This window comes from Salinarimonas sp. NSM (genome assembly GCF_052380005.1).
In the GTDB taxonomy this organism is placed as follows: Bacteria; Pseudomonadota; Alphaproteobacteria; order Rhizobiales; family Beijerinckiaceae; genus Salinarimonas.
Window position 1 is genome coordinate 1 of record NZ_JBQTCJ010000061.1, and the last position, 18743, is coordinate 18743.

Annotated in this window: 19 protein-coding genes; 13 read left to right on the top strand and 6 right to left on the bottom strand. The window is 71.7% G+C overall.

Annotated features, from left to right (window positions below):
- Positions 1-1616: AAA family ATPase (locus ACTZWW_RS18565; protein WP_444782451.1), on the bottom strand; the 1616-nt coding region annotated here is incomplete at its 3' end.
- Between the two features lies 1 nt (position 1617).
- Positions 1618-2868, bottom strand: a complete 1251-nt coding sequence (locus ACTZWW_RS18570; RefSeq protein WP_444782452.1) for an exonuclease SbcCD subunit D — start codon at positions 2866-2868, stop codon at positions 1618-1620.
- 107 nt (positions 2869-2975) lie between these two features.
- On the opposite strand from ACTZWW_RS18570, the gene ACTZWW_RS18575 reads away from it, so the two are divergent.
- The 7 genes from ACTZWW_RS18575 (at position 2976) to ACTZWW_RS18605 (ending at position 10869) form a co-directional block, all read left to right on the top strand.
- Positions 2976-3845: an SDR family NAD(P)-dependent oxidoreductase gene (locus ACTZWW_RS18575; protein WP_444782453.1), complete on the top strand. Its 870-nt coding sequence runs from the start codon at positions 2976-2978 to the stop codon at positions 3843-3845.
- A 254-nt stretch (positions 3846-4099) separates the two neighbouring features.
- The gene (locus ACTZWW_RS18580; RefSeq protein ID WP_444782454.1) at positions 4100-5698 is read left to right on the top strand and encodes a glucan biosynthesis protein; all 1599 of its coding nucleotides are present in this window, start codon (positions 4100-4102) and stop codon (positions 5696-5698) included.
- Complete coding sequence (gene mdoH / locus ACTZWW_RS18585) at positions 5695-7839, top strand: glucans biosynthesis glucosyltransferase MdoH (protein ID WP_444782455.1); 2145 nt, start codon at positions 5695-5697, stop codon at positions 7837-7839. Before ACTZWW_RS18580 ends, mdoH begins: the two co-directional genes overlap by 4 nt.
- An 86-nt stretch (positions 7840-7925) precedes the next feature.
- Positions 7926-9533, top strand: coding sequence for a carboxyl transferase domain-containing protein (locus ACTZWW_RS18590; protein ID WP_444782456.1), 1608 nt, complete (start codon positions 7926-7928; stop codon positions 9531-9533).
- A gap of 75 nt (positions 9534-9608) precedes the next feature.
- Positions 9609-9881: a glycine zipper domain-containing protein gene (locus tag ACTZWW_RS18595; protein WP_444782457.1), complete on the top strand. Its 273-nt coding sequence runs from the start codon at positions 9609-9611 to the stop codon at positions 9879-9881.
- A 70-nt stretch (positions 9882-9951) separates the two neighbouring features.
- Positions 9952-10413 (top strand): BLUF domain-containing protein, encoded by a 462-nt coding sequence (locus tag ACTZWW_RS18600; RefSeq protein WP_444782458.1) that lies wholly within the window; start codon positions 9952-9954, stop codon positions 10411-10413.
- 12 nt (positions 10414-10425) lie between these two features.
- The gene (locus ACTZWW_RS18605) at positions 10426-10869 is read left to right on the top strand and encodes a response regulator (protein ID WP_372424851.1); all 444 of its coding nucleotides are present in this window, start codon (positions 10426-10428) and stop codon (positions 10867-10869) included.
- A gap of 19 nt (positions 10870-10888) precedes the next feature.
- Here ACTZWW_RS18605 and ACTZWW_RS18610 read toward each other — a convergent pair whose 3' ends face one another.
- A complete protein-coding gene (locus ACTZWW_RS18610; RefSeq protein ID WP_444782459.1) occupies positions 10889-11371 on the bottom strand; it encodes a YbaK/EbsC family protein in 483 nt (160 codons plus the stop codon).
- 357 nt (positions 11372-11728) lie between these two features.
- Here ACTZWW_RS18610 and ugpB point away from each other — a divergent pair, with 357 nt between their 5' ends.
- From ugpB to ACTZWW_RS18630, 4 genes are all read left to right on the top strand, one after another.
- On the top strand, positions 11729-13051 hold the full coding sequence (gene ugpB / locus ACTZWW_RS18615) for a sn-glycerol-3-phosphate ABC transporter substrate-binding protein UgpB (protein WP_444782460.1): 1323 nt from the start codon (positions 11729-11731) through the stop codon (positions 13049-13051).
- Between the two features lie 126 nt (positions 13052-13177).
- Positions 13178-14059, top strand: a complete 882-nt coding sequence (ugpA, locus tag ACTZWW_RS18620; protein WP_444782461.1) for a sn-glycerol-3-phosphate ABC transporter permease UgpA — start codon at positions 13178-13180, stop codon at positions 14057-14059.
- Between the two features lie 11 nt (positions 14060-14070).
- Complete coding sequence (gene ugpE / locus ACTZWW_RS18625; protein ID WP_444782462.1) at positions 14071-14919, top strand: sn-glycerol-3-phosphate ABC transporter permease UgpE; 849 nt, start codon at positions 14071-14073, stop codon at positions 14917-14919.
- A 10-nt stretch (positions 14920-14929) separates the two neighbouring features.
- Positions 14930-16048 carry a sn-glycerol-3-phosphate import ATP-binding protein UgpC gene (locus ACTZWW_RS18630; RefSeq protein WP_444782463.1) on the top strand — a complete coding sequence of 373 codons (1119 nt, stop codon included), beginning with the start codon at positions 14930-14932 and terminating at the stop codon, positions 16046-16048.
- Positions 16049-16109: 61 nt separating this feature from the next.
- On the opposite strand, the gene ACTZWW_RS18635 is transcribed toward ACTZWW_RS18630, so the two are convergent.
- The 3 genes from ACTZWW_RS18635 to ACTZWW_RS18645 all read right to left on the bottom strand — a co-directional run bounded on the left by ACTZWW_RS18635 (position 16110) and on the right by ACTZWW_RS18645 (position 17254).
- The gene (locus ACTZWW_RS18635) at positions 16110-16484 is read right to left on the bottom strand and encodes a type II toxin-antitoxin system VapC family toxin (RefSeq protein ID WP_444782464.1); all 375 of its coding nucleotides are present in this window, start codon (positions 16482-16484) and stop codon (positions 16110-16112) included.
- Complete coding sequence (locus tag ACTZWW_RS18640; RefSeq protein WP_444782465.1) at positions 16481-16759, bottom strand: type II toxin-antitoxin system prevent-host-death family antitoxin; 279 nt, start codon at positions 16757-16759, stop codon at positions 16481-16483. The genes ACTZWW_RS18635 and ACTZWW_RS18640 overlap by 4 nt, the downstream gene beginning before the upstream one ends.
- A gap of 72 nt (positions 16760-16831) precedes the next feature.
- On the bottom strand, positions 16832-17254 hold the full coding sequence (locus ACTZWW_RS18645) for a thioredoxin family protein (protein ID WP_444782466.1): 423 nt from the start codon (positions 17252-17254) through the stop codon (positions 16832-16834).
- Positions 17255-17348: 94 nt separating this feature from the next.
- Here ACTZWW_RS18645 and ACTZWW_RS18650 point away from each other — a divergent pair, with 94 nt between their 5' ends.
- Both ACTZWW_RS18650 and ACTZWW_RS18655 read left to right on the top strand, forming a co-directional pair.
- A complete protein-coding gene (locus ACTZWW_RS18650) occupies positions 17349-18083 on the top strand; it encodes a cytochrome c biogenesis CcdA family protein (RefSeq protein ID WP_444782467.1) in 735 nt (244 codons plus the stop codon).
- Between the two features lie 71 nt (positions 18084-18154).
- The gene (locus tag ACTZWW_RS18655; protein WP_444782468.1) at positions 18155-18742 is read left to right on the top strand and encodes a thioredoxin family protein; all 588 of its coding nucleotides are present in this window, start codon (positions 18155-18157) and stop codon (positions 18740-18742) included.
- Position 18743: the final 1 nt, after the last annotated feature.

Sequence of the window (18743 nt, forward strand, 5' to 3'; positions counted from 1 at the left end):
GTGGCGAGCCGCGCGCAGGCGCGCTCCGCCGTATCGAGCGCCGCGAGCCGCGCCCCGGCGGAGCCGGCGTCGAGCGCATCGAGCGCCGCCGTCTTCTCGGCGAGCCGCGCGTCGCAGCCGGCGCGGGCTTCGGCATCCTCCGCGTCCGCGGCATCGAGCGCGCCCCGGCGCCCCGCGAGCTGCCCGAGCACCTCGACGGCGGCCGCGCGCGTCTCCCGCAACGCGGCAATCTCGTCGCGCAACTCCGTACGCTTCGCGAGGCTCGTGACGAAATCCTCGAAGCCGTCCGCCAGTCGCGCCAGGCCGGCGTTCGCCGCGAGCGCGGCCTCGGTGTCGGCGCGCTCGGCCTGCGCCGCGTCGATGCGCGCGGCGAGATCCTCGACCGTCCGCACGGCCTCGGCCTTGGATCGGCGCGCATCGTCGCGTTCCGTCTCCCTCGTGCGGGCCTCGGCCGCGGTGTCGATGATGCGCCGGTCGAGCGCGGCGGCTTCGTCCCAGACGGGAGCCATCCGCTCGCAGGCGGTCTCGGCCGCTGCGCAGCCCGCCTGCGCGTCGTCGGCCCGCGCGCGCGCCTCCTCGAGCGCCGCGGTGGCGATATCGTGCGTGCGGACCGTCTCGGCGGCGGCCTCGCGCAGGAGCGAGCGGCGCTGGGCCGCCTCGCGCTCACGTTCGAACGGCGCCCGCAGCGGCTCCGCCCGCTCCAGCGCTGCCCGACGCTCCCGCTCCGGCGCCAGCGCCTCGGCCGCCTCCCGACGCTCCACCAACGTCGCGGCGGCCGCATCGCGCTTGGCCTTCGCCGTCTCGATCGCCTCGTGCCGGCGCAGCGCCGCCTCCACCGCCTCCCGCGCGGCGGTCTCCTCGGCCTTGCGCACGGCGAGCGCGGCGAGCTCCGCCTCCCGCGCGGCGCGGTCCTCCGGCGGGAGGAGGCCGATGCCGGCGCGGCGGGCCTCGAGCGCGTCGAGCACGGCCCTGGTCGCGCGCCAGCGCTCGAAGGCGCGGCGCGAAAGCGTCGCGTATATCTCCGTGCCGGTGATCTTCTCGAGCAGCTCCGCGCGCTCGCGCGCATCGGCGCGCAGGAACGCGTCGAAGTCGCCCTGGGCGAGCAGGACCGTGCGGCGGAACTGGTCGCAGGTGAGGTCGGTGAGCCGCTCCACCTCCTGGCGCACCGGCACGACGCCCGACGCCACCGCGTCGAGCCCGCCCTCCGGGAGCAGCTTCCAGAGTGCGCGCCCGCGCTTCTGCAGCGCGCCCGTCGCCCGGCCACGGGCGCGGTTCAGCTCGCAGCGCACGCGGTAGACGGCGCCGTCGCGGGCCGCGAAGTCCACCTCGGCGAACCCGCGCCCGGCGCCGCGGCGCAGGATCGTGCGCGGATCGGTGGCCGAAAGCGGCGTGTTCTCGCCGTCGGGGATCTGCTCGTTGGCGCCCTCCGCCTTCACCCGCGGGAACTCGTCGTAGAGGGCGAGGCACAAGGCGTCGAGCAGCGTCGACTTGCCGGCCCCAGTCTCGCCGGTGATCGCGAAGAGGCCCGCGGCGGCGAGCGGGGCGGCCCCGAAGTCGATCTCGAAGGGCTCGGCCAGGGAGGCGAGGTTCTCGCCGCGGATCGCGAGGATGCGCATGTCAGGCCTCCTCCTCGTCGCTGTCATATGCCGTGGCGAGGAGGGCGGCGAAGGCCTCCTCGTGGGCGGGCGTGGGTGCCGCGCCGTGGCGCGCGGAGTAGGCCTCGCGGAAGACCTCGGCCGGCGCGCGCTCGGCGAGGCGCACCGCGAGCGCCTCGGGCTCGGCGACCGCGCCCGAGGCGGCCGGACGTTCCAGCGCCAGCCCGGCGAGGCGCACGGGAAAGCGCTCGGCGAGCTCCCCGATCTCGGCGTGCAGCCCGACCGCCGGCCCGTCGACCGAAACGCTCAGCCAGACGAAGGGGCGTGCCGCCGGCGGCAGGTCCTCCGCGAGCCCGAGACCCGCGAGCGCCGCCTCGACCGCGTTCGCCGGGATCGCCCCGCGCGCGGGGATGCGCAGGCAGGGGACGGGGCGGGGGAGGGGGACGTGGCGCGACACGACGTCCCCGCCCGCGATCTCGACGAGGGTGACGCCGTGGTCGTAGCCGCTCTCGGTCTTCGAGAGCGGGAAGAGCGAGCCGGCGTAGCGGATCGTCTCGCGCCCCACCGCCTGGGGGCGGTGCAGGTGGCCGAGCGCGACGTAGGTGGCCTGCGGCGGGAAGACGTCGGGCGGCACCGCATGCTCGCCGCCGACCAGGATGCGCCGCTCGGCGCCCTCCGATTCCAGCGCGCCGGAGACGTGCAGATGCCCGGTGACCACGAGCGGGCTCTCGCCGATCGCGGCCTTCGCGCGCGCGATCAGGTCGCCGTAGAGCGCCCTGACGCCCGCGACGACGGGCGAGCCGGCGATCGCGCCGTCGAGCGGCGGCAGGTCCGCCACGCGCGGGAAGGGGACGGCGAGAACATGGGCGCCGACCGCTCCGTGCGCGTCGCGCACGGGCACGAGATGGCGGGCGAGGTCGGGGCCCTCCGCCCGGCGGGCGATCGTGCCGACGACGGTCACGTCCGCGAGCCTGTAGAGGCCGCCCGGCGCCTCGAGCCGCCCGGCGGGATCGTGGTTGCCGGCGACGACGACGATCGCCGCGTGCGGCCGCACGGCGCGCAGGCGCGCCAGCGTGTCGAAGAAGAGCGTCTGAGCCTCCGCCGATGGGTTGAGCGCGTCGAACACGTCGCCCGCGACGACGATCGCGTCGACGGCCTCGCGCGCCGCGACGGCGACGAGCGCGTCGAGCGCGGCGCGGTGCTCGGCCTCGCGGGAATAGCCGGCGAGCGTGTGCCCCAGATGCCAATCCGCGGTGTGCAGGATCCTGACCATCCGTCCTCCGGGCGCTATCTCCACCCTTCGCCGGGTGATTCGCCAGGGTCGGCGGGATTATCCGCCCGGCGCGTCGCGCGTTACCCACGACGATCGAGGACCACGCCATGCCCAGCCCGCCCCCCACACTCGTCGTCACCGGCGCCACATCCGGCATCGGGCTCGCGATCGCGCGGGAATTCCTCGCGCGGGGCTGGCGCGTGTTCGGCTCGGCGCGCCGCGAGGAGGACGCCGCGCGGCTCGCCGACGAGCTGGGGCCGGGCTTCACGCCGCTCCTCCTCGACGTGACGGACGAGGCCGCCCTCGCGCGCGCCGTGGAGACGGTGGGCGCGGCGCTCGACGGCCGGCGGCTGGCGGGCCTCGTGGCGAACGCCGGAATCGGCATTCCGGCACCGCTCGAGCACCAGGAGGTCGCCGAGATCCGGCGGCAGATCGAGGTGAACCTGGTCGGCACGATGCTCACCGCCCGCGCCTTCCTGCCGCTCCTGGGCACCGATCCCGCGCGGGACGGGCGGATGGGCCGGATCGTCACCATGTCGTCGCTCGGCGGACGCTTCGGCCAGCCTTACGTCACCTCCTACATCGCCACGAAGCACGGCATCGAGGGCTTCTCGGAGGCGCTGCGGCGCGAGCTCTCGCCCTTCGGCATCCGCGTGATCGTGATGGCCCCCTCCGCCGTGGCGACACCGTTGTGGGACAAGGTGGCGGCGCAGGGTCTCCACCGGTTCGACCATACGCCCTACGGCGGCGCGTTCCGCTGGGCGCTCGGCGCCATCGTCTCCGGTGCACCGCGCCACGGGCTGCCCGCCGACGCGGTGGCGCGCTCGACCTTCGAGGCCCTGACCACGCACCGGCCGCGCACGCGGTACGCACCCTCGGCTCGCCCGTTCCTGGAGAACGTCGTCCTGCCGCGCCTGCCGAGACGCCTGGTGGATGCCGTCTTCCGATGGCGCTTGTCGGCTGCGGGTAATCATTAGATGTCATCGACCGCGGCGTGGGACGAATTTCCGCATCCTCGCCCGACGCCCGCCAAAATCTGCGCCAAAACCGCAGCCAGCGTCCGTCATGCTGCGCAGCGGTCTGCGCGATCGTGATCGAACGATCCGTCTCCTTGGCCGTTGTGCAGCGCGAAACGGAAGCGTATGATGAAGGTGCGTCGACCGAGAGCGAGCGGACACACGCGCGGCATCCCCCCGCCGCGCGCCCGCGGACGGCCCGGGCGGACGCCTTCATGACAGTCGGAGAACTCCTCGTGTCGGTTTCTCGCCGCTCGGTGCTGGCGCTCGCCGCCGCGCTCGCGCTCGCCCCGCGTCCGGGCTCGCCCGGGCGCGCTCTCGCCGCAGCCCTCGCCGAAGGCGCGGAGCATTGGGGTGCGCCCGAGCCCTTCCGCCCCGCCCTCGTGCGCGAGCGCGCCCAGGCGCTCGCCGCCGCCCCCTGGGTGCCGCCGCCCCAGGACCTCCCGGAGACCCTCGCCGGCCTCGACTACGACCAGTACCGCGACATCCGCTTCCGTCCCGAGAGCGCGATCTGGGCCGGCGGCGAGAGCCCGTTCCAGCTCCAGCTGTTCCACCTGGGCTTCGGCTACCGCGAGCCTGTGGCGATCCGCGTCGTCGACGGCGGGACGAGCCGCAAGCTGATCTTCGACCCTGCGATGTTCTCCTACGGCCCTCTGGTCGAGGACCCGCCGACCGACATCGAGGACCTCGGCTTCTCGGGCTTTCGCATCCACGCGCCGGTCAACCGCGACGACTATCTCGACGAGTTCGCCGTCTTCCAGGGCGCGAGCTACTTCCGCGCGGTGGCCAAGGGCCAGGCCTACGGCCTCTCCGCCCGCGGGCTCGCGGTGGCGACCGCGGATCCGGCCGGGGAGGAGTTCCCGACCTTCCGCGAGTTCTGGATCGAGACCCCCGCGCCTGACGCCGACACCATCGTCGTCCACGCGCTCCTCGACAGCCCGAGCACGACCGGCGCCTACCGCTTCAGCCTGCGGCCGGGGGCCTCGACGGTGATCGAGGTGGAGGCGGTGCTCTATCCGCGCGCCGAGATCGCGACCGTCGGCGTGGCCCCGTTGACGTCGATGTACTATTTCTCCGGCCACGACCGCGTCGGCATCGACGACTTCCGCGGCGCCGTGCACGATTCCGACGGGCTCCTGATGTGGAACGGCCAGGGCGAATGGCTCTGGCGGCCGATCCTCAACCCGCGCACGCTCCAGATCGCGACCTTCCTCGACAGCAAGCCGCACGGCTTCGGCCTGATGCAGCGCGAGCGCGACCTCGGCGTCTACCAGGACCTGGAGGCCGACTACCACCGCCGCCCGAGCCTGTGGGTCGAGCCGATCGGGGACTGGGGGGAGGGCGCCGTCGTCCTCGTCGAGATCCCCACCGACGCCGAGGTCCACGACAACATCGTCGCCTTCTGGCGCCCCCGCCTGCCGCTCGCCGCCGGCGTGCCGTTCCAGATCGCCTACCGCCTGCATTGGCGCGGCGAGCCGCCGGTGCAGCACGGGCTCGCGAAGGTGCGCCGCACGCTCTCGGGCCTCTCCGAGGTGGGCCGGCCACAGGCCGAGCGCGACAAGCGCGTCTTCGTGGTCGACTTCGCCGGCGAGGGGCTCGTCCAGGAGGGCGAATTGCCCGTCACCGCCGAGGTGAGCGCGTCGGCGGGCGTGCTCTCGCCGCCCGTCGTCAAGACCGACCCGGACCTCGGTGGCGTGCGCGTGGCGATCGAGCTCGACCCGCAGGGTGCGTCCGTGTCCGAGCTGCGCTGCACGCTCGTGCGCGACGGCGCGATCGTCTCCGAGACCTGGCTCTACAGGTGGTTGCCCGCATGACCGCTCATCCGCTCGCCTCGATGGATCCGGCGCTGCCGCCGGACGCCCCGCTCGCCATGCCGGTGCAGGACCTCGGCGCGCCGCCGGCCACACGCGGTGCGCTGCCGCAGCGGCGCGGCACGCGCCTCGCCCGCGCCGGCGCGATCGTCCTCGCCGTCGTCATCGCCGCCGGGCTGACGCGCGAGATGCACGCGGTCCTCTCGGTCGCGTCCCTGACGTCGATCGAGATCGTGATGCTCGTCCTGTTCGCGACGACGATCGCCTGGATCGCCTTCGCGTTCTCGCTCGCGGTGCTCGGGACCGCGGCGCTGCTGCGCCGACGCCTGTCGCCGCCGCACTTTCTCGCGCCCCGCGCGCGGCCGAGCACGCGCACCGCCATCCTGCTGCCGACCTACAACGAGGACCCCGCGCGCGTCTTCGCCACCGCCGTCGCCACCGCCGAGTCGCTGGCGGACGCGGACGTGCACGAGGCCTACGACCTCTACGTGCTCAGCGACACGACCGACCCGGACGTCTGGCTCGCGGAGGAGGCGGCCTTCCTCGCCATCCGCGCCGCACGTCGCCCGCGGGCGCGGATCTTCTATCGCCGCCGCCCGAAGAACGTCGAGCGCAAGGCCGGCAACATCGCCGAGTGGGTGCGCCGCTTCGGCGCCGCCTATCCCGCCTTCGTGATCTTCGACGCCGACAGCGTCATGACCCCCCGCACGCTGGTGCGCATGACGCTCGCGCTCGAGCGCCGGCCCGAGCTCGGCCTGCTGCAGACCGTGCCGCTGCTGGTCGGGCGCTGGAGCCTGTTCGCGCGCCTCCAGCAGTTCGCCGCGCGGGTCTACGGCCCGGTGATGGCGACGGGGCTCGCGGTGTTCTCCGGCGATGCCGGAAACTACTGGGGCCACAACGCCATCATCCGAACGCGGGCGTTCGCCGAGAGCGCCGGCCTGCCGCACCTGCCCGGGCGCGCGCCCTTCGGCGGGCCGGTGATGAGCCACGACTTCGTCGAGGCGGCGCTGATGCGCCGCGCCGGCTGGGCGATCGAGATCGACCCGGCGCTGTCCGGCTCGTGGGAGGAGAGCCCGCCCTCGCTCGTCGACCTCGCCGAGCGCGACCGGCGCTGGTGCCAGGGCAACCTCCAGCACGCGGGTGTGCTGTTCGCGCGTGGGCTTCATCCGGTCAGCCGGATGCACTTCGCCATCGGCATCCTGTCCTACCTCTCCGCGCCGCTGTGGCTCGCCTTCCTGCTCTCCGGCCTGCTGCTCGCGCTCCAGGCCCAGTTCGTGCGGCCGGACTATTTCGCGGCCGACTTCGCGCTCTTCCCGACCTGGCCGGTGATCGACTTCGAGCGCGCCCTCGGGCTGTTCGGGGCGACGATGGCGGTGCTGCTGCTGCCCAAGCTCTTCGGGCTCCTCGTCGCGATGACGTCGGGCCCGGTGCGCCGCGGGCTCGGCGGACCGCTGCGCGCCACGGGCGGCGTCCTGCTCGAGACGCTCGCCTCGGCGCTGCTCGCCCCCGTGATGATGGCGCTGCAATCGGCCGCGGTGTTCCAGATCCTGCTCGGCCGCGACGCCGGCTGGAAGGCGCAGCGGCGCGAGGACGGCTCTGTGCCGTGGTCGGAGATCGCCCGGCGCCACCGCTGGCACACGGCGCTCGGCGTCGCCCTCGGCGTGGCGGCGCTCGCGGTCTCGCCGGCGGTGTTCCTGTGGACGAGCCCGGCGGTGATCGGCCTGCTGCTCGCGATCCCGCTCTCCGGCCTCACCGCACGTCCCGCGCCGCGGATCGCCGCCGCCGGCCTGCTGCGCACGCCCGAGGAGCGCGCCGCCCCGCCGATGCTGGTGCGCGCCCGCGCCCTGCGCGGCGAGATCGCCGCGGCGCTGGGGGCCGAGCGGCCGGCGGTGACCCGCCTGCTGGACACGCCGTCGCTGACGGCGCTGCACGTCGCGATGCTGCCGGCCGCGCCCGCGGGCCGCATCGGCGTCGACCCAGCCTTCGTCGTCGCGCTCGCCCGGCTCGACGCCGCCGAGAGCGTGGAGGAGGGGCTCGCCGAGATGGACCGCGCCGAGACCGTGGCGCTGCTCTCGCGGCGCGAGGGCATCGCGCGGCTGCTCGACCGGGTTCGCCCGCCGCCGCCGCAGGCACAGGCGGCGTGAGCGGCGGGGGCTCCCCCCGCTTGTGATCCGCCTGCGGCTGCCGCATAACCCGCGGGTCGCCTCACCGCGTCCCCGGAGACCCGCCCGTGCCCGTCATCGCCTCGCAGATCGACCTCTCGTCCCATGAAGCGCAGGAGAACCGCGCCGCCTGGGCCGCGCTCGCGGCGGATCTGAGGGCGCGTCGGGCGGAGGTCGCCGCCGGCGGGCCGGCGAAGGCGCGCGAGCGGCATCTCGCGCGCGGCAAGCTGCTGCCGCGCGAGCGGGTGATGCGCCTCCTCGATCCGGGCGCGCCCTTCCTCGAGATCGGCGCGCTCGCCGCCTGGGGCATGTACGAGGACGCGATCCATTCCGCCGGCGTGATCGCCGGCATCGGCCGGGTGTCGGGCCGCGAATGCATGATCGTCTGCAATGATTCGACCATCAAGGGTGGCACCTACTACCCGATGACGGTCAAGAAGCACCTGCGCGCCCAGGAGATCGCCCGCGAGAACCGCCTGCCCTGCATCTACCTCGTCGATTCCGGCGGTGCGAACCTGCCCCACCAGACCGAGGTCTTCCCCGACCGGGAGCATTTCGGGCGGATCTTCTACAACCAGGCGCAGATGTCCGGCATGGGCATCCCGCAGATCGCCTGCGTGATGGGCTCGTGCACGGCGGGCGGCGCCTACGTGCCGGCGATGTCCGACGAGACGGTGATCGTGCGCCGCCAGGGCACGATCTTTCTGGGCGGCCCGCCGCTGGTGAAGGCGGCGACGGGGGAGGTGGTCTCGGCCGAGGACCTCGGCGGCGCCGACGTGCACGCCCGCCTCTCGGGCGTCGCCGACCACTACGCCACCGACGACGCGCACGCGCTCGCCATCGTCCGGCGGATCGTCGCGAACCTCAACGGCGTCAAGCGCGTCGACCTCGCGCTCGCCGAGCCGGTCGAGCCCGCCTACGGCGAGGACGAGCTCGACGCCGTCGTCCCTACCGACCTCAAGAAGCAGTACGACATCCGCGAGGTGATCGCCCGCCTCGTCGACGGCTCGGAATTCGACGAGTTCAAGCGCCTCTACGGCACGACGCTGATCACCGGCTTCGCGCGCATCCACGGCATGCCGGTGGGCATCATCGGCAACAACGGCATCCTCTTCTCGCAGAGCGCGCAGAAGGGCGCGCATTTCGTCGAGCTGTGCTGCCAGCGCGGCATCCCGCTCCTGTTCCTGCAGAACATCACCGGCTTCATGGTCGGGCGCGAGTACGAGGCCGGCGGCATCGCCAAGGACGGGGCGAAGCTCGTGACGGCGGTGGCCTGCGCGCAGGTGCCGAAGCTCACGCTGATCGTCGGCGGCTCCTTCGGCGCGGGCAATTACGGCATGTGCGGGCGCGCCTATTCCCCGCGCTTCCTGTTCATGTGGCCCAACGCCCGCATCTCCGTGATGGGCGGCGAGCAGGCGGCCTCGGTGCTCGCGACCGTGCGACGCGACAACATCGAGGCGGAGGGGAAGTCCTGGACGGCGGAGGAGGAGGAGGCCTTCAAGGCGCCGATCCGCGACAAGTACGAGGCCGAAGGCTCGCCCTTCCACGCCACGGCTCGGCTGTGGGACGACGGCGTGATCCTCCCCTCCGAGACGCGCCGCGTGCTGGCGCTGGCGCTCTCGGCGACCCTCAACGCGCCGATTCCGCAGACACGCTTCGGCGTGTTCCGAATGTGAGGGGGGCGGGAACCGCGGCCGTTTCCCGGCGTTGATCGGCGCTCGTCCGCTTCGACGCTCTTCGGGAGGCTCGTCATGAAGGCATCGCTCCTCGCCTGCTTGGCTCTCGTGCTGGTCCTGGGCGCTTGCAGCCCTTATTCCCGCACGGATCGCGCATTGACGGGAGGCGCGATCGGCGCCGGAACCGGTGCGGTCGTCGGTGGCGCGGCGACGCGCAGCGTGGGGGGGGCGCTCGTCGGGGGCGTCATCGGCGGCGCCGCAGGGGCGATCATCGGTGCGGAGACGACGCCGCGCGCGTGCACCGCGATCGACTCACGCGGGCGCCGCGTCGCCGTGCAGTGTCGCTGAGGCAGCGCCGCTTTACCGATTTTTATCCGCATGATGCGAGCGTGGGGTCGAACGTCATGCGACAGGCCCCATGCTCAACCGCTCCAGCCTCAGCCGGATCAGCTACTTCAGCCGCTGCACCCTCGATCGCGATCAGGCGAAACGGGCGGAGCAGCTCGATCGGCTGGTGCGCTCGAGCCGGCGTCAGAACGAGTTCGGCCTGATCACCTCGATCCTCGTCCTCGACCGCGGGTGGTTCGGCCACATGCTGGAGGGGGACCGCGACGCGTTGAACACCACGTTCAAGCGGATTTCCTCGGACAACCGCCACAAGGAGGTGCGCATCATCGAGTGGCGCGAGATTCCCCGCCGCGAGCTCCTGCCCTCGCTGGAGCTGCTCGAGCGCAACCTCATGACCCAGGAGGTGCTCGAGAAGTACGCGCTGGACGAGGCCTTCGCGCGCGGCACGCCCAAGCCGATGCAGGTCCACGAGTGCATGCTCGCGCTCCAGCAGTGCCTGCTGGCCAAGCGCGGCATCGAGGCCCTGACCTGAGGGAGCGATCAGATGTCAGACGATCCGTTTCCCTCGGTCCTGATCATCGACGACAACGCCAAGATCGGCCGGCTCGTGGCCGAGATCTTCCTGCGCCTGGGCTTCGCCGACGTGGACGTCACCCCCTCGGGCGTCGAGGGCATCGAGATGATCCGCAACGGCAGCTACGGCCTCATCGTCTGCGACCTCGACCTCGAGCCCGTGGACGGTCTCCAGGTGCTGCGCACGGTCAAGAGCGACGAGGAGATGTTCAAGATCGCCTTCATCCTCACCGAGACCTCGATCACCTTCGAGCAGGTGACGGCCGCCCACGCGGCGGGCGTCGACGCCTTCCTGCTCAAGCCCTTCGACATCGCGCTGCTCAAGCAGAAGCTGAAATCCGTCCTCCGCCGCCAGGCCAAGCGCCGGCGCATCGTCAACGACTGGGCACCCAAGAGCCTGCAGGACGTGCTCTGAGGCGAGCGAGGCGGCCTCGTCAGCCGCCGTCCGCGGCGGACGGGTCCTGGCAGACGTCGACCCAGGTCGCGCCGACGAGTGCGGCCATCCGCTCGGGTGCGATATGGACCGCGGCGTTGGTCGCGCCCGCCGCAGGCACCACGACGTCGAAGGCCTTCAGCGACACGTCGCAATGGACCGGCAGATCGGTCGCCAGCCCGAACGGGCAGACGCCTCCGACCGGGTGGCCCGTGAGGGTCGCCACCGTCTGCGCGTCCGGCATCTTCGCCTTCGCTCCGAACGTCGCCTTCATCTTCCTGTTGTCGAGACGAGCGTCGCCGCGGGCGACGACGAGCACGACGCGCTCGCCGATCGCGAGCGTGAGCGTCTTGGCGATACGCGCCGGCTCGACGCCGTGCGCGGCGGCGGCCTCCGCGACGGTCGCGCTCGAGGCCTCGGTGACGATGACGGCGATGTCGGGCGCGCGCTCGGCGAGGAAGGCGCGCACGCTGTCGAGGGACATGGCGAAGAGCTCCGATGCGTGCCGCCCCGCTTAGCGTGACGAAGCGCGAAGGTCCAGAACCCGAGGTCCCCGTGCGCGGTCGCGCGGCGGGGCGCTCTTCCACGTGACAGGGGGTCGATCGCGCGGCGCGACATCGCTCCTGCGTCGCCGTGGTGACCCGACGGGCCGCGATCGCACCAACCGATCAATATCGTTAATTGCATTTGTGATGTCCTGCCCCTCCGCCGTCCCGCCGCCTATCGGCTAGCCGGCTCAGTGTCACAGGGCCGTTACGAAGCGTCACGACAAGGCGCTCACGTCGCGTCCCCGGCCCGCACGGCCCGGGGCGACGGGCCTCTTACGAAACGGGAGACGTCCATGTCCTTCACCCGCACGATCCTGGCCGGCACCTCGGCCACGGCGATCCTGCTCGCCGCCGGCGCCGCCAGCGCCCAGACGCAGCTTCAGTGGTGGCACGCCATGGGCGGCGAGCTCGGCGAGAAGACCGCCGCCGTCGCGGCCGGCTTCAACGCCACGCAGGACGAGTACGAGGTCGTACCGGTCTACCGCGGCAACTACACCGAGACGATGACGGGCGCGATCGCCGCGTTCCGCGCCCGCGAGCAGCCGCACATCGTGCAGGTCTTCGAGGTCGGCACCGCGACCATGATGGCGGCCCAGGGCGCGATCTACCCGGTCTACCAGCTGATGCAGGACCACGGGCAGAACTTCGATCCGTCGGAGTACCTCCCGTCGGTGGTCGGCTACTACGCGGATCCGGAGGGCAACATGCTCTCGATGCCGTTCAACTCGTCCACGCCGGTGATGTACTACAACAAGGATGTCTTCGAGGCCGCCGGCCTCGATCCGGAGACCGCGCCCCAGACCTGGGACGAGGTCGTCGCGGCCTCGCGCGCCATCATCGAGTCCGGCGCCGCCACCTGCGGCTTCACGACCGGCTGGCAGTCCTGGGTGCAGATCGAGAACTTCTCGGCCTACCACGACGTCCCGCTCGCGACCCTCGACAACGGCTTCAACGGCCTCGGGACCGAGTTCGCCTTCAACAGCGACCTCCACGTGCGCCACATCTCCAACATGAAGGGCTGGGCCGACGAGGGCGTGTTCAAGTACGGTGGCCGCCAGTCCGACTCCGCGCCGCTGTTCTACTCGGGCGAGTGCGCGATCTACATGAACTCCTCGGCCGCGCAGGCGGGCGTGAACGCCAACACCGACTTCGAGGTCGGCGTGGCGATGCTGCCCTACTACGACGACGTTCCGGGCGCGCCGCAGAACTCGATCATCGGCGGGGCCACCCTGTGGGTGCTCCAGGGCCACGAGGCGGAGGAGTACGAGGGCGTCGCGGCGTTCTTCGAGTACCTGTCGCAGCCCGACGTCCAGGCGCAGTGGCACCAGGACACCGGCTACCTGCCGATCACGCAGGCCGCCTTCGAGCTCTCGGAGAGCCAGGGCTTCTACGCGCAGAACCCCGGCACCGACGTTTCGGTGCGGCAGATGACCCTCAACGAGCCGACCGGCAACTCGCGCGGCCTGCGCCTGGGCAACTTCGTCCAGATCCGCGACGTGATCAACGAGGAGCTGGAGCTCGTGTGGTCGGGCCAGAAGACCCCGAAGGAGGCTCTGGACACGGCCGTCGAGCGCGGCAACGCGCTGCTGCGCCAGTTCGAGGCCGACAACGGCTGAGGCGACGCGCCTCTCCACGGGACGCCGCCCTCCACGGGCGGCGTCCTCCTTTTGCCGGCGACGCGTCCGCGTGCCGATCCGGCTCTCCCGCTCGCGCTGTCGGGGCGCTCGCGACCGGACCCGCCCATGCACAAGAAAGTCACCTTCCGCGGCTTCGCGCTGCCGCTCGCGCTGCTCCTGCCGCAGCTCGCGATCACGGCGGTCTTCTTCCTGTGGCCGGCGGGGCAGGCGCTCTACCAGTCGGTGCTGCGCCAGGACCCGTTCGGGCTGCGCACCACCTTCGTGGGGCTCGCCAACTTCGAGCGGCTGTTCAGCGATCCGCTCTACCTGAACGCCTTCCAGGTGACGGTCGTGTTCTCGGTCGCGGTGACCGCGATCGGGCTGTCGCTCGCTCTGCTCCTCGCGGTGATGGCCGACCGGGTGATCAAGGGCGCGTCGGGCTACAAGACGCTGCTCGTGATGCCCTACGCCGTCGCGCCCGCCGTCGCCGGCGTGCTGTGGTGGTTCCTGTTCAATCCCTCGATCGGTTTGTTCGCGCACGCGCTGCGCGCGGTCGGCATCGACTGGAACCACCTGCTCAACGGCGGCCAGGCGATGATCCTCGTCGTCGTCGCGGCGGTCTGGAAGCAGATCTCCTACAACTTCCTCTTCTTCCTCGCCGGGCTGCAGGCGATCCCGAAGTCCCTGATCGAGGCGGCGGCGATCGACGGGGCGGGGCCGATGAAGCGCTTCTGGACGATCGTCTTCCCGCTGCTCTCGCCGACCGCCTTCTTCCTGCTCGTCGTCAACGTCACCTACGCCTTCTTCGACACCTTCCAGATCATCCACGCGACGACCTCCGGCGGACCCGGCCAGGCGACGACGATCCTCGTCTACAAGGTCTATTCCGACGGCTTCGTCGGGCTCGATCTCGGCGGATCCGCCGCGCAGTCGGTCGTCCTGATGGCGATCGTCATCGTGCTGACCTTCATGCAGTTCCGCTGGATCGAGCGGCGCGTGCAGTACTGAGGAGCGCCGCCATGGTCGAGAACCGTCCCGTCCTCACGATCCTGCGCCACCTCGTCCTGGGGCTCGGCGTCGCGATCGTGCTCTTCCCCGTATGGGTCGCCTTCGTGGCATCGACCCACCCGCAGGCGGCGCTGATGTCGGGCACCGCGCCGCTCCTGCCCGGCGACCGGCTGATCGAGAACTACTCGCAGCTGCTCTCGGCGGGCATGTCCCAGGCCGGCGGCACGCCGGTGGGGTTGATGCTGCTCAACTCGTTCATCATGGCGCTCCTCATCGCCACGGGGAAGATCGCGGTCTCGCTCGTCTCGGCGTTCGCGATCGTCTACTTCCGCTTTCCCTTCCGGATGGTTGCGTTCTGGATCATCTTCCTCACGCTGATGCTGCCGGTCGAGGTGCGCATCCTGCCGACCTTCGAGGTGATCGCGAACCTCGGCATGCTGAACTCGTATGCCGGCCTCACGATCCCCATCGTCGCCTCGGCCACCGCCACCTTCCTGTTCCGGCAGTTCTACCTGACGATCCCCGACGAACTCGCGGAGGCGGCGCGCATGGACGGCGCGGGGCCGATGCGCTTCTTCCGCGACATCCTGCTGCCGCTCTCGCGCACCAACATCGCGGCGATCTTCGTGATCATGTTCCTGTTCGGCTGGAACCAGTATCTCTGGCCGCTGATCATCACGACGGACGAGAGCTACACCACCATCGTCATGGGCATCTACCGGATGGTGAACGTCTCCGACGAGCAGCCGCACTGGCACCTCGTCATGGCGACGGCGATCCTCGCGCTGCTGCCCCCGGTCGCCGTCATCCTGGTCATGCAGAGGCTCTTCGTGAAGGGCCTCGTCGAAACCGAGAAGTGAGAGAACGGGCATGGCCGGCATCGGCATCCGCGACGTCGTCAAGCGTTACGGCGACACGAAGGTCATCCACGGCGTCTCGCTCGACATCGACGACGGCGAGCTGATCGTCATCGTCGGCCCCTCGGGCTGCGGGAAGTCGACGCTGCTGCGCATGGTCGCCGGGCTCGAGGAGATCACCGGCGGCGAGGTGACGATCGGCGCGCGCGTGGTCAACCGGCTCGAGCCGAAGGACCGGAACATCGCCATGGTGTTCCAGAACTACGCGCTCTACCCGCACATGAGCGTCTACGACAACATGGCCTACGGGCTGAAGATCGCCGGCCTCTCCAAGGACGCGATCCGCGCGCGCGTCGACAAGGCGGCGACGATGCTCCAGCTGAAGCCCTATCTCGACCGCAAGCCGCGCCAGCTGTCCGGCGGCCAGCGCCAGCGCGTCGCCATGGGCCGCTGCATCGTGCGCGAACCGGCCGCCTTCCTGTTCGACGAGCCGCTCTCCAACCTCGACGCGAAGCTGCGCGTGCAGATGCGCCTCGAGATCAAGCAGCTGCAGCGCTCGCTGCGCACCACGTCCCTCTACGTGACGCACGACCAGGTCGAGGCGATGACGCTGGCCGATCGTCTGGTGGTGATGAATGCCGGCGTCGCCGAGCAGATCGACACGCCGATGAACGTCTACCTCCACCCGGCCACCACCTTCGTCGCCGGCTTCATCGGCTCGCCGGCGATGAACTTCATGCCCGGCCGGCTCGGCGCGGACGGGCGGGCGGTGACGCTCGACACCGGCGCGCCGCTGCGCGCGCTGCCGGAGGCGATCGCCGGGCACGGCGAGAAGGTGGTGACGATCGGCGTGCGCCCGGAGCACCTGACGCTGGTCGGCAGCGAGGCGGCGGAGCTGGCGCTGCGCGTGCGCGTCGTCGAGACGCTCGGCGCCGACACGCTGGTCCACGGCGCGCTGCTCGACAAGGGCCAGGCGGTGGTGCCGGTCGCGGGGGAGGGCGGCGACGTGCTCGCCGCGCGCCTGCCGGGCAGCGTCGCCGTGCGCGAGGGCGACACGCTGCCGCTGCGCGTCGTCGACGGTGCGCTCCACGTGTTCGACAGGGACACGGGGCGGCGGCTGGCGGATGCTTGAGCGGGCGCCCGGTCGGCGTTCGTCACGCGAGCGCAGTGCGAGACGAGCGACGCGCCTCCGTTCAGGCCCTGGCAACGGGCAGGTCGGTTCGGCGGAAATCCTGCCCCACGTAGAGGAGTGGAAGGCCGAGCCGACGTGCGAGAGCGTAGGAGAAGCAATCGCCGAAGTTCAGCCGGGCCGGGTGATTGCCGCGACCGAAACGCAGATGGGCCTCTACCACCTCGCGCGCCATTTCCGTGTCGACCGGGTAGACGATGATGCCCAGCGCTTCGACGAGATCGTACGCTTCTGCATGGCGACCGCGCGAACTCGCGACGATGAGCGTCGCGGCGGACATCCCGATCGCGTCCGCCGCGCTGAGGATGTGCCGACACTCGTCGGCGTCGCGCTCGCCCTCGACGACGCAGATCAGGGCCGAGGTATCGACGACGATCACACCGGCAGCCCGGTCTCGTCGTCGTAGAGGTAGTCCGCGCAGCGTGCCGCGTCCGGGCCGTCCGCGACGAGACCCGCCTCCCGCTTCCTGCGGACGGAGTCCTGGATTTCCGCGATGGCCGCCTCGCGGCGCGCGCGTTCCTCCGGCGTGGTGCCCACCGTGAGAAAGATGGACGGCTGTTCGGGGCCGCGGTCGATGAGGACGATCTCCCCCGCCACCGCCCGCTCCAGCAGCTCCTCCAGCCGTTCCTTGGCCTCGTCGACGCCGACCTGCATGCGCGCCTCCCTCGTGCGCGGGAATCATATCGCCTTAAGGTCGTTCATGCAACACGGATGCACGCAGAAAGTTCAGTTCGTGGACGCCGCGCCGCCCGCGCCGCCTTCCGCCTCCGCCACCAGCCGCTCGATCAGCCCCCAGAAGAAATCCTGGCCCGGATAGCCGTCGATGCGCCCGACTTCCGCGCCGTCGACGGCGACGACGAAGGTGGGCGTGTAGCGCACGGGGCGATCGAGCGCGATCGCGGGCATCGGGTCGGCGTCGAGGTCGACCATGAGCATCGCGTGGCGAGCACCGACGTCGCTGCGCGGCCAGATCGGGCCGATCTCCCGGTCCCAGGCGTGGCACCAGGGGCAGCCGGCGCGGCGGAACATGATTACCGTGACCTCTCGCTCGCCGGCATCCGACGCGATCGTCCGCGACGGCGCGAGCATCGCCGCCCCCGTGAGCCACGCGATCGACCCGAGAACCCGACGTCGCCCGATCCCCTTCATGAAGCCCTCGTATCCCCGCCGCCGCGACCCGCTTGCGCCGCGCTCCCGATCCCATAACATATCGCGCAAGGCGAATGTAACGGGGGAGGCCCGCATGGCGCTGGATATAGGGCTCGCCGCCGCATTCGGCGCGGGGCTGCTCTCCTTCCTCTCGCCCTGCGTCCTGCCGCTGGTGCCGCCCTACCTGTGCTTCCTCGCGGGCGCCTCGCTCGAGGAGCTCACCCGCGAGCCGAAGGCGGCGACGACCGGGCGGGCGCTGGCGCGCGCGAGCGCCTTCGTGCTCGGCTTCGGCATGGTCTTCGTGGCCTTCGGCGCGGCGGCCACCGCGCTCGGCGGCTTCGTCTCGCGCCACGTGGTGCTGCTGTCGCAGATCGCGGGCGTGATCATCGTGGTGCTCGGCCTGCACATGCTCGGCGCCTTCCGCTGGCTCCTGCTGATGCGCGAGACGCGGGTGCAGGTCGTGAGCCGGCCGGCGAGCCTCGCCGGCGCCTTCGTGGTCGGGCTCGCCTTCGCCTTCGGCTGGTCGCCCTGCGTCGGGCCGGTGCTCGCCTCGATCCTGATGGTCGCCGGCATGGAGGACACGCCCGGGCGCGGCGCGACCCTGCTCGCGGCCTACGCCGCGGGGATCGGGCTGCCGTTCCTCGCCGCCGCGCTGTTCACGGGGCCGTTCCTGCGCTGGCTCGCCGGCTTCAAGCGGCATCTCGGCGTGGTCGAGAAGACGATGGGGGCTGCGCTCGTCGCGACGGGCGTGCTCGTCTTCCTCGGCCTGATGCCCGTTCTCGCAGGCTGGCTGCTCGACGCCGTCCCCGCGCTCGGCCTCATCGGGTGATCGCGAGAGCGTGATGAAGACGGGCGCGCCGGCGCGCTATCCTGAAGACCCCACATTCGGAGGACCGACGCATGCCGACACGACGCGATCTCCTCGCCGGGGCGGGGATGATGGGCCTCGCGGGGCTGGCGGGCGGGCGCCGCGCCGCGCGGGCCGAGGAGACGGCCGGCGGCGCATTTCGCACCGAGGACGGGCTCTACCGCCAACCCTGGTTCCTGGAGAGCTTCCTCGAGCTCGGGCCGGATCTCGAGGACGCCGCGGCCGCCGGCAAGCGCCTCGCCGTGATGTGGGAGCTGCGCGGCTGTCCGGCCTGCCGCGACGTGCACCTCGTCAACTTCGCCGTTCCCGCCGTCACGGACTACGTGCGCACGCACTTCGCCGTCCTCCAGCTCAACCTCATCGGCGCGCTCGACGTGGTCGACTTCGACGGCGAGACCCTGTCGGAGAAGGCGACGGCCGCCAAGTACGGCGTGCGCGGCACGCCGACGATCCAGTTCTTCCCGCCGCGCCCCGCAGGGCTCGCGACGCGCGCGCCGCGCGAGCGCGAGGTCTTCCGCATCGTCGGCTATCATGAGCCGGAGACCTTCCGGCGGATGTTCGCCTACGTCGCCGAGGACGCGTACCGCGAGATGCCGGTCCAGGACTGGCTGCGCGGATGAG

What these genes read in the sequence shown, in the direction of transcription:
- ACTZWW_RS18605 (WP_372424851.1), top strand. Translation starts at nt 10,426, where the DNA reads ATGTCAGACGATCCGTTTCCCTCGGTCCTGATCATCGACGACAACGCC.
- ACTZWW_RS18610 (WP_444782459.1), bottom strand. Translation starts at nt 11,371, where the DNA reads ATGTCCCTCGACAGCGTGCGCGCCTTCCTCGCCGAGCGCGCGCCCGAC.
- ACTZWW_RS18650 (WP_444782467.1), top strand. Translation starts at nt 17,349, where the DNA reads ATGGCGCTGGATATAGGGCTCGCCGCCGCATTCGGCGCGGGGCTGCTC.
- ACTZWW_RS18595 (WP_444782457.1), top strand. Translation starts at nt 9,609, where the DNA reads ATGAAGGCATCGCTCCTCGCCTGCTTGGCTCTCGTGCTGGTCCTGGGC.
- ACTZWW_RS18630 (WP_444782463.1), top strand. Translation starts at nt 14,930, where the DNA reads ATGGCCGGCATCGGCATCCGCGACGTCGTCAAGCGTTACGGCGACACG.
- mdoH (WP_444782455.1), top strand. Translation starts at nt 5,695, where the DNA reads ATGACCGCTCATCCGCTCGCCTCGATGGATCCGGCGCTGCCGCCGGAC.
- ACTZWW_RS18570 (WP_444782452.1), bottom strand. Translation starts at nt 2,868, where the DNA reads ATGGTCAGGATCCTGCACACCGCGGATTGGCATCTGGGGCACACGCTC.
- ACTZWW_RS18580 (WP_444782454.1), top strand. Translation starts at nt 4,100, where the DNA reads ATGACAGTCGGAGAACTCCTCGTGTCGGTTTCTCGCCGCTCGGTGCTG.
- ACTZWW_RS18575 (WP_444782453.1), top strand. Translation starts at nt 2,976, where the DNA reads ATGCCCAGCCCGCCCCCCACACTCGTCGTCACCGGCGCCACATCCGGC.
- ugpB (WP_444782460.1), top strand. Translation starts at nt 11,729, where the DNA reads ATGTCCTTCACCCGCACGATCCTGGCCGGCACCTCGGCCACGGCGATC.
- ugpA (WP_444782461.1), top strand. Translation starts at nt 13,178, where the DNA reads ATGCACAAGAAAGTCACCTTCCGCGGCTTCGCGCTGCCGCTCGCGCTG.
- ugpE (WP_444782462.1), top strand. Translation starts at nt 14,071, where the DNA reads ATGGTCGAGAACCGTCCCGTCCTCACGATCCTGCGCCACCTCGTCCTG.
- ACTZWW_RS18655 (WP_444782468.1), top strand. Translation starts at nt 18,155, where the DNA reads ATGCCGACACGACGCGATCTCCTCGCCGGGGCGGGGATGATGGGCCTC.
- ACTZWW_RS18640 (WP_444782465.1), bottom strand. Translation starts at nt 16,759, where the DNA reads ATGCAGGTCGGCGTCGACGAGGCCAAGGAACGGCTGGAGGAGCTGCTG.
- ACTZWW_RS18645 (WP_444782466.1), bottom strand. Translation starts at nt 17,254, where the DNA reads ATGAAGGGGATCGGGCGACGTCGGGTTCTCGGGTCGATCGCGTGGCTC.
- ACTZWW_RS18600 (WP_444782458.1), top strand. Translation starts at nt 9,952, where the DNA reads ATGCTCAACCGCTCCAGCCTCAGCCGGATCAGCTACTTCAGCCGCTGC.